18 protein-coding genes and 1 other RNA gene are annotated in these 16953 nt (G+C 62.0%); 14 read left to right on the top strand and 5 right to left on the bottom strand.

The window, feature by feature from the left end; all coding sequences use genetic code 11:
• Positions 1-219: 219 nt before the first annotated feature.
• From petA to DQ397_RS22655, 5 genes are all read left to right on the top strand, one after another.
• Complete coding sequence (gene petA, locus DQ397_RS22675) at positions 220-813, top strand: ubiquinol-cytochrome c reductase iron-sulfur subunit (protein ID WP_043207473.1); 594 nt, start codon at positions 220-222, stop codon at positions 811-813.
• Complete coding sequence (locus tag DQ397_RS22670; protein WP_043207474.1) at positions 813-2024, top strand: cytochrome bc complex cytochrome b subunit; 1212 nt, start codon at positions 813-815, stop codon at positions 2022-2024. Before petA ends, DQ397_RS22670 begins: the two co-directional genes overlap by 1 nt.
• A complete protein-coding gene (locus tag DQ397_RS22665; RefSeq protein ID WP_043207476.1) occupies positions 2024-2806 on the top strand; it encodes a cytochrome c1 in 783 nt (260 codons plus the stop codon). Before DQ397_RS22670 ends, DQ397_RS22665 begins: the two co-directional genes overlap by 1 nt.
• Before the next feature lie 123 nt (positions 2807-2929).
• Complete coding sequence (locus DQ397_RS22660) at positions 2930-3553, top strand: glutathione S-transferase N-terminal domain-containing protein (protein ID WP_043207478.1); 624 nt, start codon at positions 2930-2932, stop codon at positions 3551-3553.
• A 10-nt stretch (positions 3554-3563) separates the two neighbouring features.
• A complete protein-coding gene (locus tag DQ397_RS22655) occupies positions 3564-3992 on the top strand; it encodes a ClpXP protease specificity-enhancing factor (protein WP_043207479.1) in 429 nt (142 codons plus the stop codon).
• A gap of 52 nt (positions 3993-4044) precedes the next feature.
• Here the strand turns inward: DQ397_RS22655 and DQ397_RS22650 are convergent, their stop codons facing one another.
• The 5 genes from DQ397_RS22650 to DQ397_RS22630 form a co-directional block, all read right to left on the bottom strand.
• Complete coding sequence (locus tag DQ397_RS22650) at positions 4045-4263, bottom strand: YgdI/YgdR family lipoprotein (RefSeq protein WP_043207481.1); 219 nt, start codon at positions 4261-4263, stop codon at positions 4045-4047.
• Positions 4264-4381: 118 nt separating this feature from the next.
• Positions 4382-4960: a BON domain-containing protein gene (locus DQ397_RS22645; protein WP_043207483.1), complete on the bottom strand. Its 579-nt coding sequence runs from the start codon at positions 4958-4960 to the stop codon at positions 4382-4384.
• Positions 4957-5550: a phosphoheptose isomerase gene (locus tag DQ397_RS22640; RefSeq protein WP_043207486.1), complete on the bottom strand. Its 594-nt coding sequence runs from the start codon at positions 5548-5550 to the stop codon at positions 4957-4959. The genes DQ397_RS22645 and DQ397_RS22640 overlap by 4 nt, the downstream gene beginning before the upstream one ends.
• Before the next feature lie 88 nt (positions 5551-5638).
• A complete protein-coding gene (locus DQ397_RS22635) occupies positions 5639-6010 on the bottom strand; it encodes a YraN family protein (RefSeq protein ID WP_043207488.1) in 372 nt (123 codons plus the stop codon).
• Positions 6010-7827, bottom strand: coding sequence for a penicillin-binding protein activator (locus DQ397_RS22630; RefSeq protein WP_043207490.1), 1818 nt, complete (start codon positions 7825-7827; stop codon positions 6010-6012). The genes DQ397_RS22635 and DQ397_RS22630 overlap by 1 nt, the downstream gene beginning before the upstream one ends.
• A gap of 221 nt (positions 7828-8048) precedes the next feature.
• Here DQ397_RS22630 and rsmI point away from each other — a divergent pair, with 221 nt between their 5' ends.
• The 9 genes from rsmI to mraY all read left to right on the top strand — a co-directional run bounded on the left by rsmI (position 8049) and on the right by mraY (position 16952).
• Entirely contained in the window at positions 8049-8891 is an 843-nt protein-coding gene (rsmI, locus tag DQ397_RS22625; protein ID WP_178113814.1) for a 16S rRNA (cytidine(1402)-2'-O)-methyltransferase, read from the top strand.
• Between the two features lie 67 nt (positions 8892-8958).
• Positions 8959-9318: RNase P RNA component class A (rnpB, locus tag DQ397_RS22620), an RNA gene on the top strand.
• A 309-nt stretch (positions 9319-9627) separates the two neighbouring features.
• Complete coding sequence (gene mraZ, locus DQ397_RS22615) at positions 9628-10083, top strand: division/cell wall cluster transcriptional repressor MraZ (RefSeq protein ID WP_011535546.1); 456 nt, start codon at positions 9628-9630, stop codon at positions 10081-10083.
• Positions 10080-11027 (top strand): 16S rRNA (cytosine(1402)-N(4))-methyltransferase RsmH, encoded by a 948-nt coding sequence (rsmH, locus tag DQ397_RS22610; protein WP_043207495.1) that lies wholly within the window; start codon positions 10080-10082, stop codon positions 11025-11027. Before mraZ ends, rsmH begins: the two co-directional genes overlap by 4 nt.
• The gene (gene ftsL, locus DQ397_RS22605) at positions 11024-11317 is read left to right on the top strand and encodes a cell division protein FtsL (RefSeq protein WP_043207496.1); all 294 of its coding nucleotides are present in this window, start codon (positions 11024-11026) and stop codon (positions 11315-11317) included. Before rsmH ends, ftsL begins: the two co-directional genes overlap by 4 nt.
• Positions 11317-13047, top strand: coding sequence for a penicillin-binding protein 2 (locus tag DQ397_RS22600; protein ID WP_167358096.1), 1731 nt, complete (start codon positions 11317-11319; stop codon positions 13045-13047). Before ftsL ends, DQ397_RS22600 begins: the two co-directional genes overlap by 1 nt.
• On the top strand, positions 13047-14510 hold the full coding sequence (locus DQ397_RS22595) for a UDP-N-acetylmuramoyl-L-alanyl-D-glutamate--2,6-diaminopimelate ligase (protein WP_043207499.1): 1464 nt from the start codon (positions 13047-13049) through the stop codon (positions 14508-14510). Before DQ397_RS22600 ends, DQ397_RS22595 begins: the two co-directional genes overlap by 1 nt.
• Positions 14503-15870, top strand: a complete 1368-nt coding sequence (gene murF, locus DQ397_RS22590) for a UDP-N-acetylmuramoyl-tripeptide--D-alanyl-D-alanine ligase (protein ID WP_043207503.1) — start codon at positions 14503-14505, stop codon at positions 15868-15870. The genes DQ397_RS22595 and murF overlap by 8 nt, the downstream gene beginning before the upstream one ends.
• On the top strand, positions 15870-16952 hold the full coding sequence (gene mraY / locus DQ397_RS22585; protein ID WP_043207506.1) for a phospho-N-acetylmuramoyl-pentapeptide-transferase: 1083 nt from the start codon (positions 15870-15872) through the stop codon (positions 16950-16952). The genes murF and mraY overlap by 1 nt, the downstream gene beginning before the upstream one ends.
• Position 16953: the final 1 nt, after the last annotated feature.

Genomic DNA, 16953 nt, shown 5'->3' with positions numbered 1-16953 from the left:
GCTTTTTTTATGTCTTGAACTAACCTGTCAGCATGTCAGTGACAACTTGCCGCATAGACGCAGATCAAGCAAAGCGAGGGTTGCAGCCCGCCTGGGGGGTAATCACCTTGTCAGTGTGTGGACTTGTTCCTTACCATTGCGGCCAACTTTAAGTGCCACAGACACAACTAAGTAGATGCCTGATCCAACAGGCCAAAGCAGCTGATGGGAGAGGACTGAATGAGCAATGACGGCGTCAACGCAGGCCGGCGCCGCTTCCTCGTAGCCGCCACATCCGTGGTAGGCGCAGCGGGGGCAGTGGGGGCTGCGGTACCGTTCGTGGGGTCATGGTTCCCCAGTGCCAAGGCGAAGGCCGCCGGCGCACCGGTGAAGGTCAATATCGCCAAGGTCGAACCAGGTCAGCAGATGGTGGCTGAGTGGCGAGGGCAACCTGTGTTCATCGTGCGACGGACTGAGGAGATCCTCGGGAATCTCAAGAAAATCACCGGGGAATTGTCCGACCCCGAATCCAAGGCTTCGGTGCAGCCGACCTATGTCGACCCGCAAAATCGCTCGATCAAGCCCGAAATCCTCGTCCTTGTTGGCTTGTGCACCCACTTGGGTTGTTCGCCGACCTTCCGTCCCGAGGTTGCGCCCGCCGACCTGGGGCCGAAATGGGTCGGGGGCTACTTCTGCCCTTGCCACGGTTCGCACTATGACCTGGCTGGTCGCGTCTACAAATCGCAGCCGGCACCTCTCAACCTGCCAGTGCCTCCGCACTCGTATGAGTCGGACGACATCATTGTCATCGGCATCGATCAGGAGAAGGCATGATGAGCAAGTTCATGGACTGGATTGATGCTCGCTTCCCCGCGACAAAGATGTGGGAAGACCACCTGAGCAAGTATTACGCGCCCAAGAACTTCAACTTCTTGTACTTCTTCGGCTCCCTGGCGCTGCTGGTGCTGGTCAACCAGATCGTTACCGGTGTGTGGTTGACCATGAGCTTCACGCCCTCGGCGGAAGAGGCATTTGCCTCGGTCGAGTACATCATGCGTGACGTCGAATATGGCTGGATCCTGCGCTACCTGCACTCGACCGGCGCCTCGGCGTTCTTCATCGTTGTGTACCTGCACATGTTCCGCGGCCTGCTCTACGGCTCCTACCAGAAGCCGCGCGAGCTGGTCTGGCTGTTCGGCATGCTGATCTACCTGGCGCTCATGGCCGAGGCATTCATGGGCTACCTGCTGCCATGGGGGCAGATGTCGTACTGGGGCGCCCAGGTGATCATCTCGCTGTTTGGTGCCATTCCGGTGATCGGGGGTGACCTGACCCAGTGGATCCGTGGCGACTACCTGATTTCGGGTATTACTCTGAACCGCTTCTTCGCTCTGCACGTGGTTGCCCTGCCGATCGTGATCCTGGGTCTGGTGGTGCTGCACATCCTCGCGCTGCACGAAGTGGGTTCGAACAACCCGGACGGCGTCGACATCAAGAAGAAAAAGGATGAAAACGGCATTCCGCTCGACGGTATCCCGTTCCACCCGTACTACACCGTCAAGGACATTGTCGGCGTGGTGGTGTTCCTGTTCGTGTTCTGTGCGGTGGTGTTCTTCTTCCCTGAAATGGGCGGTTACTTCCTGGAAAAACCGAACTTCGAGCAGGCCAACGCCTTCAAGACCCCTGAGCACATCGCGCCGGTCTGGTACTTCACGCCGTTCTACGCGATCTTGCGTGCTGTCCCTGACAAATTGTTCGGCGTGATCGCCATGGGGGCCGCCATTGCCGTGCTGTTCGTGTTGCCCTGGCTTGACCGCAGCCCAGTGCGCTCGATGCGCTACAAGGGCTGGCTGAGCAAAGTGTTCCTGCTGGTGTTCTGCATTGCCTTCGTGATTCTCGGTGTCCTGGGCGTACTGGCGCCTACGCCGGGTCGGACCTTGTTGTCGCAGGTCTGCACCGTGCTGTATTTCGCCTACTTCCTGTTGATGCCGTTCTACACAAGGCTCGAGAAGACCAAACCGGTTCCGGAAAGGGTGACTGGCTGATGAAAAAGCTAATTGCAGTACTGTTCCTGGCAATGATGCCCGCCTTGTCCTTCGCCGCCAGCGAGCACGGCCCGGTGCTGGACAAGGTCGATATCGATCTGACCGACAAAGCCGCCATGCAGGATGGCGCGCGTACCTTCGCCAACTATTGCATGGGCTGCCACAGCGCCAAGTTCCAGCGCTATGAGCGCGTGGCCGACGACTTGGGCATTCCGCACGAGCTGATGCTCGAGAAACTGGTGTTCACCGGTGCCAAGATCGGCGATCACATGAAGATCGGCATGCAGCCAAGCGATGCCAAGACCTGGTTCGGTGCGGCACCGCCCGACCTGACCCTGGTCGCTCGTGTGCGTGGCACCGACTGGCTGTACACCTATCTGCGCAGCTTCTATGAGGACAAGTCGCGTCCTTATGGGGTCAACAACAAGGTGTTCCCGAACGTGGGTATGCCCAACGTCCTGGTTGGCCTGCAAGGTAACCAGGTGATCGGTTGCAAGCAGGTGCAGATGGTGGTCGACGGCAAGAAGCAGTTTGACCCGCTGACCGGCAGCCCCTTGACCCATGAGGCCTGTGACCAGCTGACCATCGAGCCGAAATCCGGTACCCTGACGTCCGAGCAGTTCGACGAGAAGGTCAAGAACCTGGTGACCTTCCTGGCCTATTCGGCCAACCCGGTCAAACTGGAAAGCCAGCGCATCGGTACCTATGTGTTGCTGTACCTGGCTTTCTTCTTCGTATTCGCCTATTTGCTCAAGCGCGAGTACTGGAAGGACGTGCACTGATCACGCAGTAGTTTCTGGTAGTTGAACGCGCCCTGGGGCGCTCCATCGCTGATGCGGTGGAGCCCTCCAGGGCGCGTTTGCATTTAGAGTTTCACAAAGCATCCCCATGCGAGGAGGCGCTACATGGGCGCAACCAACCGGTTAGCCTGCTATTCCGACCCCGCTGATCATTATTCTCACCGGGTACGCCTTGTTCTCGCCGAGAAGGGCATCAGTGTGCAGATCGTCGATGTCGATCCTGCGCGTCTGCCGCCCAAGCTGGTCGAAGTAAACCCCTACGCCAGCGTGCCGACCCTGGTCGACCGCGATCTGGCCCTGTACGAATCGACCGTGATAATGGAGTACCTCGAGGAGCGTTATCCGCATCCGCCGCTCATGCCGGTCTATCCGGTGGCGCGCGGCAACAGTCGGCTGCTGATGCATCGTATCCAGCGTGACTGGTGCGCGTTGGCCGATACGATTCTCGATGCGCGCAGCACGGAGGCGGCGCGCGTTGATGCGCGTAAAGCGTTGCGCGAGAGCCTGACCGGCGTCTCTGCGTTGTTCGGAGAATTTCCTTGCTTCATGAGTGAGGAGCAAAGCCTGGTCGATTGTTGTCTATTGCCCATATTGTGGCGGTTGCCGGTATTGGGTATCGAATTGCCGCGGCAGGCCAAGCCGCTATTGGATTACATGGAGCGGCAGTTTGCCCGCGAGCCTTTTCAGGCGAGCCTGTCCGCTGCAGAACGTGAAATGCGCAAGCTTTAAGGAGCCGTTGATGAACTCCAGTCGCCCCTATCTGGTTCGAGCGCTGTACGAGTGGATCGTCGACAACGATTGCACCCCCCACATGCTGGTCAATGCTGAGTTTCCAGCGGTCCAGGTTCCCCAGGGATTCGCCAGCGATGGTCAGATCGTCCTGAACATCTCCCCTAATGCCGTGCGTAACCTGCACATGGACAACGATGCGGTCAGTTTCGAAGGTCGCTTCAGCGGCGTGGCGCATTCGTTGTTCGTGCCTGTGGGTGCGATCTTGGGTATCTATGCCCGGGAGAATGGCCAGGGCATGGTCTTCGAGCTGGAGCCGCCACTGGACAGCGATGAGCTGGACGACGAGGGTGTCGAGCCTGATGATGATGGGCCGCCGGAGGGCGGTGGTCAGCCGCCACGTCCCAGTGGCCGACCCAGTCTCAAGGTGGTCAAGTAATAAAAAAGGCGATCCGGATGGATCGCCTTTTTTATTGGCTTCAGGGCTTGGCTTACAAGTCTTGAATGCTGCGGACCTGGTCCTTGTTGACGCGGGTGCGCTTGCCATCCAGTTGCTCGAACTCGTAGAAGCCGGCATCGCTGTCGAACTTCGGTGCGTCGACGGTCTGGATTTCACGGCCATCGTTGAGGGTGATCTGGCTTGGGGTCGAGCAGCCGGCCAGGGCGGCGAAGGCGCCGATTGCGAGGACGGACAGCAGGGACTTCTTCATGGGTACTTCCTGAGGATTACGAGGGGTGGAACGAATCTTGGGGCAGGGTGCCGCTCCGCAGGGGGATCACTGCAGGAGCGGGCTGGTATCGCGGTCAGGTGTTACGCTGCCAGGTGGGTCAGTCGATGTACTCGAACAACTTGACGATCTTCTGCACACCCGACACGCCCTGTACCACGTTGGTGGCGGCGTTGGCTTCCCCTTGGGTCACCAGGCCCAGCAGATAGACGATGCCGTTCTCCGTGATCACCTTGATGCGGGTGCTGGGCACATTGGCATCGCCCAGCATCTGGGCCTTGATCTTGGTGGTCAGCCAGGCGTCGTTGTTGCGGGCGAGGATCGAGGATGGCTGCATGACCTGCAGCTCGTTGTGGACCTTCTTGACGCGTTGGACCTGGCTGGCGGTTTGTTCGGCCAGGCTCTTGAGGTCTGCACGTGGGGTCTGGCCGGCCAACAGGACGATGCCGTTGTAGCTGCTGACGACAATGTGAGAGCCCTTGTCGAGGTCGGCATTGGCTTTGGCGATGTTGACCGAAACCTTGGTCTCGATCAGCGAGTCATCGATCTTGCTTCCGATGGTGCGAGTGCCGCGATCGTCCTCGATGGGCGAGTTGCGGGTGGAGGTCAGTACCGAGCTGCAACCCGAGATGCTCAGGCACAGGGTCAGGGCCATCAGGCCGAGGCGCTTGGGGTTCATTCTTCACTCCCGAACAGTTGGCTGTCGATCAGGTCGCACAGGCAATGGATCGCCAGCAGGTGGACTTCCTGGATTCGCGCGGTGACGTTCGACGGCACGCGAATCTCCACGTCTTCAGGCAGCAGCAGCGAGGCCATGCCTCCACCGTCGCGCCCGGTCAGTGCCACGACGATCATTTCACGGTCGTGCGCAGCCTGGATCGCTTGTATCACGTTGGCGGAATTGCCGCTGGTAGAGATCGCCAGCAATACATCCCCGGGCTGCCCCAGAGCACGGATCTGCTTGGAGAAGACCTCGTTGTAGCTGTAATCGTTGGCGATCGACGTGAGGGTCGAGCTGTCGGTGGTCAGGGCGATGGCTGGCAGGCTCGGGCGTTCACGCTCGAATCGATTGAGCAGCTCCGAGGAGAAATGCTGGGCATCGCCTGCCGAGCCGCCGTTGCCGCACGCGAGCATCTTGCCCTCGTTGAGCAGGGCATTGACCATGACCAGGCTGGCCTGCTCGATGTGAGGTGCCAGGATGTCCATCGCCTGTTGCTTGGTATCGATGCTGGCCTGGAACAGCCGGCGAATTCGGGATTGCATGTCCATCTGGTGTGACCTTAAGAGGGGCGGTGGCCAGCGCGACGCGCGACAGGAACCAGCCCGCGAAACATAGAGCTAAAAAATCGGAATGGGTTCAGCATTCGAAGGCGTTTTTCAGCCATTGCAGCGGTTGGCCCGCGTGGTGGCTGCCCTGCAGGGCGACAACGTCGAAGCGGCAGGGCTGATCGGCCCAGCGAGGCTCCTTCTGCAGGAACAGGTTGGCGGCTAGCGCCAGTCGCTTCTGCTTGCGTGTGTCGATGCTCCCGACGGCTCCGCCGAAGGCCGCATGCAACCGGTAGCGGACTTCGACGAATACTACTGTATCGGCGTCGAGCATGACCAGATCGAGCTCACCGCCCTTGCATCGCCAGTTGCGCGCCAGCAGCTGCAAACCGTGCCCTCGAAGAAATGCGAGGGCGTGGTTTTCCGCAGCCAGGCCTGCGCTGGCAGGCGATGCGTCGGGCATCAGCGAGGGGTATCCGGCAGGCGCTTGACTTGGCCGCCAGAGAACTCGGCCCAGGGCAGTTGGCGTTCGACGCGCTGGCTGGGGTTCATGGTCAGGCTGCCGGAGAGGCCCTCGACTCGGTTGTCAGGCAGGGCCTTGAGCTGGTTCAGGCGCGGCGCCAGGCTGTAGGCGTCGACACCCATGGCGTACAGGCGCCCGAGGCTGCCGGCGGCCTGAGGCCACTGCTGGACCACTTGCTGACGCAAGCTGTTGGTGGAGTCGAGCAGCCATGGGGTTTCGCAGAAGCGAATGCCGTTCATGTCGTTGTACTGGTTCACGTCACCGCTGGCGCTGTACAGGTTCGAGGTGGCGTAGACCGGAACGTCACCGGCGTACTGGAAGTTCAGGGTCGGCTTGATCTGCTGCGCCTGTTGTGGAGTAGAGGCGAGGAAGATGAAGTCGATATCCTGGCGACGCGAAGGTTGTGCGGCGATGGTGCCGCCGACAGTGCTTTGCAAGCTCTTGGCGCGGCCTTCGCTCTGACGCAGTTGGAAGAGCTCGGCGATCTGCTGGGCGAGGGCGACCGGCTGGGCGATGCGTTCGGCGGCCAGCAGGGTGCCGCCATGGCTCTCCCAGTCCTGACGGAAGGCGGCCAGCACGCGGTCACCCCATTCACCGCTTGGCACCAGTGCCACGGCGCGAACCATGCCGTCGGCCCGGGCGCGGCGGGAGACTTCGCGGGCTTCGTCCTCGGCGGCAAGACCGAACTGGAACAGTTGTGGCGGTGCTTTCTGGCCGGCATCGGCGTAGTTCAGCGCCAGGGTGGTGATCGGCAGTTGCGGGTAAGCCGCGAGCTTTTTCACCAAGGGTTTTTCCAGCGGGCCGACGACCAGCTGTACACCGGCGGCCTGGGCCTGGCGGTAGAACTCGTCGAGCGAGGTCATGCGCGAGCTGTCGAAGACCTGTACGGCCGGCGCAGGTTGGCCGGACTGCTGAGCCTGGAAGTGAGCGGCCATGAAGCCGTCACGCAGGGCGCGGGCAACGCCGGCCAGTGGGCCTTCCTGAGGCAGCAACAGGGCGATCTTGGTCAGCGGCTGGCTGGCCAGTTCCTTCAGTTTGACCAGGGCCTGCGGCAGTTGCTTGGCGGCTGGGTGATCCGGGTGCTGATCGCGCCAGGTATCAATGGCTGCCTGTTGTTGCTCCAGGGTGCCAGCACGTTTGACGGCCAGCGCCAGGCTCGTCCAGCCGGCGAGGGTTTCGTTGCTGGCAGGCTGTTGCAATTGCTCGGCCGGCAGCGAGGCGACGAGGGCCCAGATGGCGTCGTCGTTCGCGGCAGCGGCCTTGTCGCTGAGCAGCGGGGCAAGCAGGACACGCTGCTGGGCGGCGGCCAGGGTCTGGCCGTCGGCCTCCAGGGCGGCGGCGTGGACGCTGTAGGTACGTGCCTGCTGGTCCTTTGGCAGTTCGTCCAGGCGTTGCAGGCTCGGATGGGAGAGGGCGCTCAGGGCCGCCTTGGGCTGGTTTCGGCTCATGGCGAGCTCGGCGGCCAAGGTGCTGGCGAACACTTGTTGGGCAGGCTTGAGCGAGTCCATCGGGACCTGCTCGAGAATGCGTGCGGCGCGTGGGTAGTCCTTCTGCTTGTAGGCCAGGTCGGCGGCGCTAAGGCGCAGGAGCGCGGCATCTTCCGCGGACTTGCTGGTGGCTGCCTTGTCGAGCAGTTGCTCGATGCTGGCATCCGGGGTGCGCGGCAGTTCACCCAGGCTGGATGAGGGCGAGCTGGCGCAAGCTGCCAGCAGGGCAGCGAAGCAGAGGGCTGTGAACAGCCGCAGGCAAGCGATCATGTAAAAGTCCTGTTACTCGATCAAGGTGGCCGGCAATTGTACCCAAGCGTCGGCCGGGGCGCGATGTTGCTGACGTGGAATCCTTCACTATAGGTCGTCTGCAGGAGCAGGTCCGTGAAGTTCTTTGCGCGCTGTTGCGGGTGCTCGGGCTACAATGGCGCCTTTGATCCACAAGACAGGTGTGCGCAGTGACTGATGTTGCAGGGGCTTCGAAATCCATGATGGGCACGCTTTATGTCGTCGCCACGCCGATCGGCAATCTGGACGACATGAGTGCCCGGGCCCTCAAGGTCCTGGCGAATGTGGCGCTGATCGCTGCTGAAGATACCCGTCACTCGGTGCGCCTGCTTCAGCATTTCGGTATTGGCACTCCACTGGCAGCTTGCCACGAACACAACGAGCGAGATGAAGGCGGGCGGTTCATCACTCGGCTTCTGGCGGGAGACGACGTGGCCTTGGTATCGGATGCCGGCACGCCGCTGATCTCCGATCCAGGCTACCACTTGGTGCGCCAGGCGCGTGCGGCAGGGGTGCAGGTGGTGCCAGTGCCCGGCGCCTGCGCATTGATCGCCGCGTTGTCGGCGGCGGGGCTGCCGTCGGACCGATTCATTTTCGAAGGCTTCCTGCCGGCCAAGGCGGCGGGCCGCCGGGCCCGGCTCGAGCTGGTCAAGGAGGAGCCGCGGACCCTGATTTTCTATGAAGCCCCGCACCGCATCCTCGAATGCCTGGAGGACATGGAAGCGGTGCTCGGTGCGGATCGCCCGGCAGTGCTGGGGCGTGAGCTGACCAAGACCTTCGAGACCCTCAAGGGGTTGCCGCTGGGTGAGTTGCGCGCCTTTGTCGAGGGCGACAGCAATCAGCAGCGCGGTGAGTGTGTGGTGTTGGTCGGTGGTTGGAGCGCACCTGAGGATGAACAAGCCATCAGCGGCGAAGCGCAGCGGGTGCTCGACCTGTTGCTGGCGGAGTTGCCGCTCAAGCGCGCGGCTGCGCTGGCGGCGGAAATCACTGGCGTTCGCAAGAACTTGCTCTATCAATTTGCCCTGGAAAAACAGAAAGCCAAATAGTGGCAAATTGATATTCTTTGGTGCGTCACTTGTTCTTGAGCGCGCCTGCCGTTAACCTTGTCGGCGGAGAGTCGATCGGACAGTCGCTGCCTTCTTTTGTTCCGCAAAAGAGGGGGGAGGAAAGTCCGGGCTCCATAGGGCAGAGTGCCAGGTAACGCCTGGGGGGCGCGAGCCTACGGAAAGTGCCACAGAAAACAACCGCCTAAGCACTTCGGTGCCGGTAAGGGTGAAAAGGTGCGGTAAGAGCGCACCGCACGACTGGTAACAGTTCGTGGCTAGGTAAACCCCACTCGGAGCAAGACCAAATAGGGTTCCTTACGGCGTGGCCCGCGTCGGAACCGGGTAGGTTGCTAAAGGCGTCCAGTGATGGCCGTCGTAGAGGAATGACTGTCCTCGACAGAACCCGGCTTACAGATCGACTCTCCACCTTCCTCTCCCTGCTTGAATCGATAGCAGATATGTCCTGGTAATACCGAAAAATTCTTACTCTTAATAAATCACTTTAACTTCACGCTGCATCTGTCCGCGTATCTTTGATTTTTCTCGCCAAATTTCTTCGCTGGTAGTCGTTCCTCCTTCCTTTGTTGCGCTAAATCGCCGTCCTGTAAGGGATTTCCTTATGAACGTGCCTTGACGGTGTGGCGGACGGATTCCTATAGTGTGCGCAAGTGGCAGAAAGTGGGATGAAGTGGGTTTTCTGACCAAATAAAGCTAACCTCAGTGGGGAATCGCAGCCGTGTTCCGCGGAGCCAACGCCGTCAGCCTCGATGCAAAGGGCCGACTCGCCATGCCGAGTCGGTACCGTGACGAGCTCGATTCGCGTTGCAATGGTCAATTGATCGTGACCATTGACGCAGTAGACCCCTGCTTGTGTGTTTATCCCCTCGATGAGTGGGAACAGATCGAAGCCAAGTTGCGTGCCTTGCCGTCGTTGCGTGAGGAAAACCGCCGCCTGCAGCGTTTGCTGATCGGCAATGCGGTGGACCTGGAGCTCGATGGCAGTGGTCGTTTCCTGGTGCCGCCCCGTCTGCGCGAATACGCCAAGCTCGACAAGAAGGCGATGCTGGTGGGGCAGCTGAACAAATTCCAGCTGTGGGATGAAGATGCCTGGAACGCGGTTTCGGCAGCCGACCTTGCAGCTATTCAACAACCGGGCGCCATGCCCGATGATTTGCGTGACCTGATCCTGTGACGATAGATAGCGGCTTCAACCACATCACCGTGCTGCTCGACGAGGCTGTCGAGGCATTGGCCCTGCGCGCCGACGGTTGCTATCTGGATGGCACCTTCGGGCGGGGTGGGCACAGTCGCCTTATTCTCAGCAAGCTCGGGCCGCAAGGACAGTTGCTGGGTTTCGACAAAGATCCACAAGCGATTGCGACAGGGCAAGCGCTGGCGGCCGAAGACGGCCGCTTTGTCATTGTGCAGCGCAGCTTTGCCGAGATGGGCGACGAAGTCGCGCGACGTGGCCTCGATGGCAAGGTCAGCGGCATTCTGCTGGACCTTGGCGTCTCCTCGCCGCAATTGGATGACCCCGAGCGTGGCTTCAGTTTCCTCAACGACGGCCCGTTGGACATGCGCATGAATCCCGGCCAGGGCATCAGCGCCGCCGAGTTCATCGCCACTGCCCCCGAAGACGAAATCGCCCGGGTCTTCAAAGAATACGGTGAGGAACGTTTCGCCAAGCGCATGGCGCGCGCCGTCGTGCAGCGCCGAGAGCAGCAGCCGTTCACTCGCACGGGTGACCTTGCCGAAGTGCTCAAGGTCGCCAACCCTGCCTGGGAAAAGGGCAAGAATCCCGCCACCCGCGCCTTCCAGGGGCTGCGTATTCACGTCAACAACGAACTGGGCGACCTCGAGACCGGCCTTGAAGCTGCTATCGAGGCGCTGGAGGTTGGTGGCCGACTGGCGGTGATCAGCTTCCATTCGCTCGAGGACCGCATCGTCAAGCTGTTCATGCGCAAGCTGGCCAAGGGCGAGGCAGACAACCTGCCGCGCAACCTGCCGGTGCAGCACAAGGTCTTCGAACCCCGGATCCGCCTGATCGGCAAGGCGCAGTTCGCCTCCGATGCAGAGCTTCAGGCCAACCCGCGCGCACGCAGTGCCGTGATGCGGGTGGCGGAGAAACTGCGGTGAGCCGGCTGTTTGCCAAACCTTTGCCAGGCGGAAGCTTCCTGATGCTTCTGCTGTTTATCGGTGTGCTGGTGTCGGCGATCGCCGTGTCTTACAGCGCCCACTGGAACCGTCAGTTGCTCAACACTCTCTATGGCGAGCTTAACGAGCGTGACAAAGCCCAGGCCGAGTGGGGTCGGTTGATTCTCGAGCAAAGCACTTGGACCGCCCACAGCCGTATCGAGAACCTGGCCAGCGAGCAACTGAAAATGCGTGTGCCGGCCGCTGACGAAGTGCGGATGGTGGCGCCATGATGAAGCTCGAAGGCGCACTCTACCCCTGGCGCTTCCGGGTTGTGATCGCTTTGCTGGCGCTGATGGTCGGCGCCATCGCCTGGCGTATCATCGACCTTCAGGTGATCGACCGTGACTTCCTCAAGGGCCAGGGCGATGCCCGCAGCCTGCGTCATATTCCTATTCCCGCGCACCGTGGCCTGATTACCGACCGCAACGGTGAGCCGTTGGCCGTCAGTACGCCGGTCACCACCCTGTGGGCCAACCCCAAGGAAATGCAGGTTGCCCGTGATCGCTGGCCACAACTGGCTGCCGCGCTTGGGCAGAACGCTCAGCAACTGACCGAGCGCCTGACCCAGCAAGCCAACAAAGAATTCATCTACCTGGTCCGCGGGCTGACGCCGGAGCAGGGCCAGCAGGTGCTCGACCTCAAGGTGCCGGGCGTCTACGGCATGGAAGAGTTCCGCCGCTTCTATCCGGCAGGCGATGTCACCGCGCACATGGTGGGCTTCACAGACCTGGACGACCATGGTCGCGAAGGGGTCGAGCTGGCCTATGACGAGTGGCTCGCCGGGGTGCCTGGCAAACGCCAGGTGATCAAGGATCGGCGTGGTCGGCTGATCAAGGACATCCAGGTCACCAAGAACGCCAAGGCCGGCAAGACCTTGGCGTTGTCCATCGACCTGCGCCTGCAGTACCTGGCCACCCGTGAGCTGCGCAATGCCATCGCCGAGCAGGAAGCCAAGGCCGGCAGCCTGGTAATCATGGACGTCAAGACCGGCGAGGTCCTGGCGATGGTCAACCAGCCGACCTACAACCCGAACAACCGCCGCAGCATGTTCCCGGCGGCCATGCGCAACCGGGCGATCATCGACGTGTTCGAGCCGGGCTCCACCGTCAAGCCGATCTCCATGAGTGCGGCCCTGCAGAGCGGCCGCTGGAAACCCACCGACAAGGTCGAAGTGTATCCGGGCAGCCTGCAGATTGGCCGCTACACCATCAAGGACGTGTCCAAGAGCGAGGGGCCGATCCTCGACCTGACCGGCATCCTGATCAACTCCAGTAACGTCGGCATGAGCAAGATTGCTTTCGACATCGGTGGCGAGGCGATCTATCGGGTCATGTCCCAAGTCGGCCTGGGGCAGTACACCGGCCTGGGCTTCCCGGGCGAGCGTGTCGGCAATCTGCCCAACCACCGCGAATGGCGCAAGGCCGAGACCGCCACCCTGTCCTACGGCTATGGCGTTTCGGTGACGGCCTTGCAGTTGGTGCATGCCTACGCGGCGATTGCCAACGACGGCAAGATGGTGCCGCTGTCGATTCTCAAGGTCGACAAGGCGCCGGAAGCCGTGCAGGCGATTCCGGCCGACACCGCCGAAACCGTCCAGGCCATGTTGCAGCAGGTTATCGAAGCTCCGCGCGGTGTGTTCCGCGCCCAGGTGCCGTTCTATCACGTGGGAGGTAAGTCCGGTACCGCGCGTAAGGCCACTGTCGGCTCCAAGGGCTACACCGAAAACGCCTACCGTTCGCTGTTCGCAGGATTCGGTCCGATGAGCGATCCGCGCTACGCCATCGTGGTGGTCATCGATGAGCCGAGCAAAGGTGGCTATTTCGGCGGCCTGGTCTCGGCGCCTGTATTCAGCAAGGTGATGTCGGGCACCCTGCGCTTGATGAACGTTCCGCCAGACAACCTGCCGCCCCCCGCGACCCAGCAGGCCAGCGCAGTACCCGCCAATGGAGGGCGTGGTTGATGACAATGCCATTGAGCAAGCTTTTCGCCTATGCCAGCCGCGATCCACTGATCCGCGAGTTGACGCTCGACAGCCGCCAGGTGCGGCCGGGCGACCTGTTCCTGGCTGTTCCAGGGGCGAAGGTCGACGGCCGCGAGCACATCGCCGATGCCTTGGCCCGCGGCGCCGCCGCCGTGGCCTATGAAGAGCAGGGAGCGAGCGTTCTGCCGATCACCGAGGCGCCGCTGATTCCGGTGCGCGGCCTGATTGGCCAACTGTCGGAAATCGCCGGGCGGTTCTATGGCGAACCAAGCCGTCAGCTGGATCTGGTGGGTGTCACCGGCACCAACGGCAAGACCAGCGTTACCCAACTGGTGGCCCAAGCCCTTGATGCCCTGGGGCAGCGCTGCGGGCTGATCGGCACGCTGGGCACTGGTTTCTATGGCGAGCTACGCAGCGGCCGCCTGACCACACCTGATCCGATCGCTGTGCAGGCGACCTTGAACGACCTCAAGCATGGCGGCGCCAAGGCCGTGGCCATGGAAGTGTCGTCCCATGCCCTGGAGCAGGGCCGTGTCGCGGCACTGGCATTCGACATCGCGGTGATGACCAACCTGTCCCGTGATCACCTGGACTACCACGGCAGCATGGAGGCCTACGAGGCTGCCAAGGCCAAGCTGTTCGCCTGGCCGAACCTGCGTTGCCGCGTGGTCAACCTGGACGATGAGTTCGGTCGTCGCCTGGCCCAGAGCCACGGCGAGTCCCGTCTGATCAGCTACAGCCTGCTGGATCCGACCGCCACGTTGTTCTGCAAACAAGCCCGCTTCGATGACGACGGCGTGCGTGCTGTGCTGGTGACCCCGCAGGGCGAGCATGCGCTGCGCAGTCGTCTGCTGGGCCGCTTCAACCTGAGCAACATGCTCGCTGCGGTGGCCACCCTGCTCGCGCTGGACTACCCGTTGGACGAAATCCTGAAGGTCACCCCGCAGCTGCAGGGCCCTATCGGGCGCATGCAGCGCCTGGGGGGTGGCGAGAAGCCGCTGGTGGTGGTCGATTACGCCCATACGCCCGATGCGCTGGAAAAGGTCCTCGAAGCCCTGCGTCCGCACGCCCATGGTCGCCTGCTGTGCCTGTTTGGCTGCGGTGGCGATCGTGATCGCGGCAAGCGTCCGTTGATGGCTGAAGTGGCCGAGCGCCTGGCTGACCGCGTGCTGGTCACCGACGACAATCCGCGTACCGAAGACCCGCAGCGGATCTTCGATGATATTCGCCCTGGATTCGCCAAGCCGGCCGACGTCGAATTCGTCGCCGGCCGAGGCGATGCCATCGCCCATCTGATCGCCACCGCTGCCGCCGACGATGTCATCGTCCTCGCTGGCAAGGGGCATGAGGATTATCAGGAGATCAATGGCGAACGCCATGACTTCTCCGATCTGGTCGAGGCCGAGAAGGCACTTGCAGCCTGGGAGGCTCCGCATGCTTAAGCCCATGACACTTAGCCAGTTGGTCGCGCCGCTCGCGGGACGCCATGTCGGTGCCGATGCGAGCTTCAGCGGCGTCAGCATCGACAGCCGCACCGTGGGGGCCGGACAGTTGTTCGTCGCTCTGGCCGGGCCGCGTTTCGATGGTCACGACTATTTGGCTGACGTCAAGGCCAAGGGCGCCGTGGCTGCGCTGGTGGAGCGCGAAGTGGAAGGCGTCGACTTGCCACAGCTGGTGGTTGCCGACAGCCGGCTCGCCCTGGGCCAGCTCGGTGCCCTGAATCGCGCTGCCTTCGACAAGCCGGTCGCGGCCATCACCGGTTCCAGCGGCAAGACCACGGTCAAGGAACTGCTGGCCAGCATCCTGCGCACGCGCGGCTTGGTACTTGCCACTCGCGGCAATCTCAACAACGACCTCGGCGCACCGCTGACCTTGCTGGAGATTTCCCCGGAGCACAGCGCAGCGGTGATCGAGCTGGGCGCCTCGCGTATCGGCGAGATCCGCTATACCGTCGGTCTGACCCAGCCTCAGGTCGTCATCATCAACAACGCCGGAACCGCCCACGTTGGCGAATTCGGCGGTCCCGAGAAGATCGTCGAGGCCAAGGGCGAGATCCTCGAGGGCCTGGGCGAGGGCGGCACGGCTGTCCTTAATCTGGCCGACAAAGCCTTCGAGGTCTGGCGCAAGCGCGCGGGCCAGCACCGCATCCTCAGCTTTGCACTGGACAATCCTCAGGCTGATTTCCACGCCAGCGACATCGGGCGCGACGCCCGTGGCTGCCCGTCCTTCACCTTGAACGGGCCGCAAGGCTCGGTGAAGGTGCAACTGAACCTGCTGGGCACCCACAACGTCAGCAACGCGCTGGCCGCCGCCGCCGCTGCCCATGCCTTGGGCGTGAGCCTGGAAGGCATTGCAGCCGGGTTGGAGGCAGTCCAGCCAGTCAAAGGCCGCACCGTTGCCCAGATCGCTGCCAACGGCGTGCGTGTGATCGACGACAGCTACAACGCAAATCCCACCTCGATGTGCGCTGCCATTGATATACTCGCCGGCTTTTCCGGACGCACCGTTCTGGTGCTCGGGGATATCGGCGAACTGGGGCAATGGGCTGAAGAAGGCCACCGTCAGGTGGGTGACTACGCCCGCGGCAAGGTCGACGCCCTGTACGCGGTAGGTACCAACATGGCCCACGCGGTCGCGGCGTACGGCGCCAATGGCCGCCATTTCACCACCCAGGCTGAGCTGATCGATGCCGTTCGCGCCGAGACTGCCAGTGACACCACTATCTTGATCAAGGGTTCGCGCAGCGCTGCGATGGAAAACGTCGTGGCGGCCTTGTGCGGTCCCAGCGGGGAGAAACATTAATGCTGCTGCTGTTGGCCGAGTATCTGCAACAGTTCTACAAGGGCTTCGCGGTCTTCCAGTACCTGTCCCTGCGCGGGATCCTGGGTGTGTTGACCGCGCTGTCCCTGGCGCTGTGGCTCGGGCCGTGGATGATCCGCACCCTGCAGATCCGCCAGATCGGTCAGGCTGTCCGTAACGACGGCCCGCAATCGCACCTGTCCAAATCCGGCACCCCTACCATGGGCGGTGCCCTGATCCTGTCTGCCATCGGCATCAGCACACTGTTGTGGGCCGACCTGACCAACCGCTACGTCTGGGTCGTACTGATCGTGACCATGCTGTTCGGCGCCATCGGCTGGGTCGACGACTATCGCAAGGTGATCGAGAAGAACTCCCGTGGCTTGCCGAGCCGCTGGAAGTACTTCTGGCAATCAGTGTTCGGTCTGGGCGCGGCAGTGTTCCTTTACACCACCGCACCGACCAGCGTCGAGACCACCCTGATCGTGCCGATGCTCAAGGACCTCACCATTCCCCTGGGCGCGTTCTTCATCGTGCTGACCTATTTCGTCATCGTCGGCTCGAGCAACGCGGTCAACCTGACCGACGGCCTCGATGGCCTGGCGATCATGCCAACCGTGATGGTCGGCGGCGCCCTGGGCATCTTCTGCTACTTGTCCGGCAACGTTAAGTTCGCTGAATACCTGCTGATCCCGTACGTACCGGGGGCAGGTGAGCTGATCGTGTTCTGCGGCGCGCTGATCGGTGCCGGCCTGGGCTTCCTGTGGTTCAACACCTACCCGGCCCAGGTCTTCATGGGTGACGTCGGCGCGCTGGCGCTGGGCGCTGCGCTGGGCACCATCGCCGTCATCGTTCGCCAGGAAATCGTCCTGTTCATCATGGGCGGCGTGTTCGTCATGGAGACCCTGTCGGTGGTGATCCAGGTGGCCTCCTTCAAGTTGACCGGCAAGCGGGTGTTCCGCATGGCGCCGATCCATCACCATTTTGAACTCAAGGGTTGGCCCGAGCCGCGGGTGATCGTCCGATTCTGGATCATCACCGTGATTCTGGTGCTGATCGGCCTTGCCACCCTGAAACTGAGGTAAG

The organism is Pseudomonas sp. CK-NBRI-02 (genome assembly GCF_008124495.1).
Taxonomy (GTDB): domain Bacteria; phylum Pseudomonadota; class Gammaproteobacteria; order Pseudomonadales; family Pseudomonadaceae; genus Aquipseudomonas; species Aquipseudomonas guariconensis.
This window is presented reverse-complemented; position numbering and strand designations above follow the sequence as displayed.

Coding starts and splice junctions, on each gene's coding strand:
- petA (WP_043207473.1), top strand. CDS start 220: ATGAGCAATGACGGCGTCAACGCAGGCCGGCGCCGCTTCCTCGTAGCC.
- DQ397_RS22670 (WP_043207474.1), top strand. CDS start 813: ATGAGCAAGTTCATGGACTGGATTGATGCTCGCTTCCCCGCGACAAAG.
- DQ397_RS22665 (WP_043207476.1), top strand. CDS start 2,024: ATGAAAAAGCTAATTGCAGTACTGTTCCTGGCAATGATGCCCGCCTTG.
- DQ397_RS22660 (WP_043207478.1), top strand. CDS start 2,930: ATGGGCGCAACCAACCGGTTAGCCTGCTATTCCGACCCCGCTGATCAT.
- DQ397_RS22655 (WP_043207479.1), top strand. CDS start 3,564: ATGAACTCCAGTCGCCCCTATCTGGTTCGAGCGCTGTACGAGTGGATC.
- DQ397_RS22650 (WP_043207481.1), bottom strand. CDS start 4,263: ATGAAGAAGTCCCTGCTGTCCGTCCTCGCAATCGGCGCCTTCGCCGCC.
- DQ397_RS22645 (WP_043207483.1), bottom strand. CDS start 4,960: ATGAACCCCAAGCGCCTCGGCCTGATGGCCCTGACCCTGTGCCTGAGC.
- DQ397_RS22640 (WP_043207486.1), bottom strand. CDS start 5,550: ATGGACATGCAATCCCGAATTCGCCGGCTGTTCCAGGCCAGCATCGAT.
- DQ397_RS22635 (WP_043207488.1), bottom strand. CDS start 6,010: ATGCCCGACGCATCGCCTGCCAGCGCAGGCCTGGCTGCGGAAAACCAC.
- DQ397_RS22630 (WP_043207490.1), bottom strand. CDS start 7,827: ATGATCGCTTGCCTGCGGCTGTTCACAGCCCTCTGCTTCGCTGCCCTG.
- rsmI (WP_178113814.1), top strand. CDS start 8,049: ATGGGCACGCTTTATGTCGTCGCCACGCCGATCGGCAATCTGGACGAC.
- DQ397_RS22600 (WP_167358096.1), top strand. CDS start 11,317: ATGAAGCTCGAAGGCGCACTCTACCCCTGGCGCTTCCGGGTTGTGATC.
- DQ397_RS22595 (WP_043207499.1), top strand. CDS start 13,047: ATGACAATGCCATTGAGCAAGCTTTTCGCCTATGCCAGCCGCGATCCA.
- murF (WP_043207503.1), top strand. CDS start 14,503: ATGCTTAAGCCCATGACACTTAGCCAGTTGGTCGCGCCGCTCGCGGGA.
- mraY (WP_043207506.1), top strand. CDS start 15,870: ATGCTGCTGCTGTTGGCCGAGTATCTGCAACAGTTCTACAAGGGCTTC.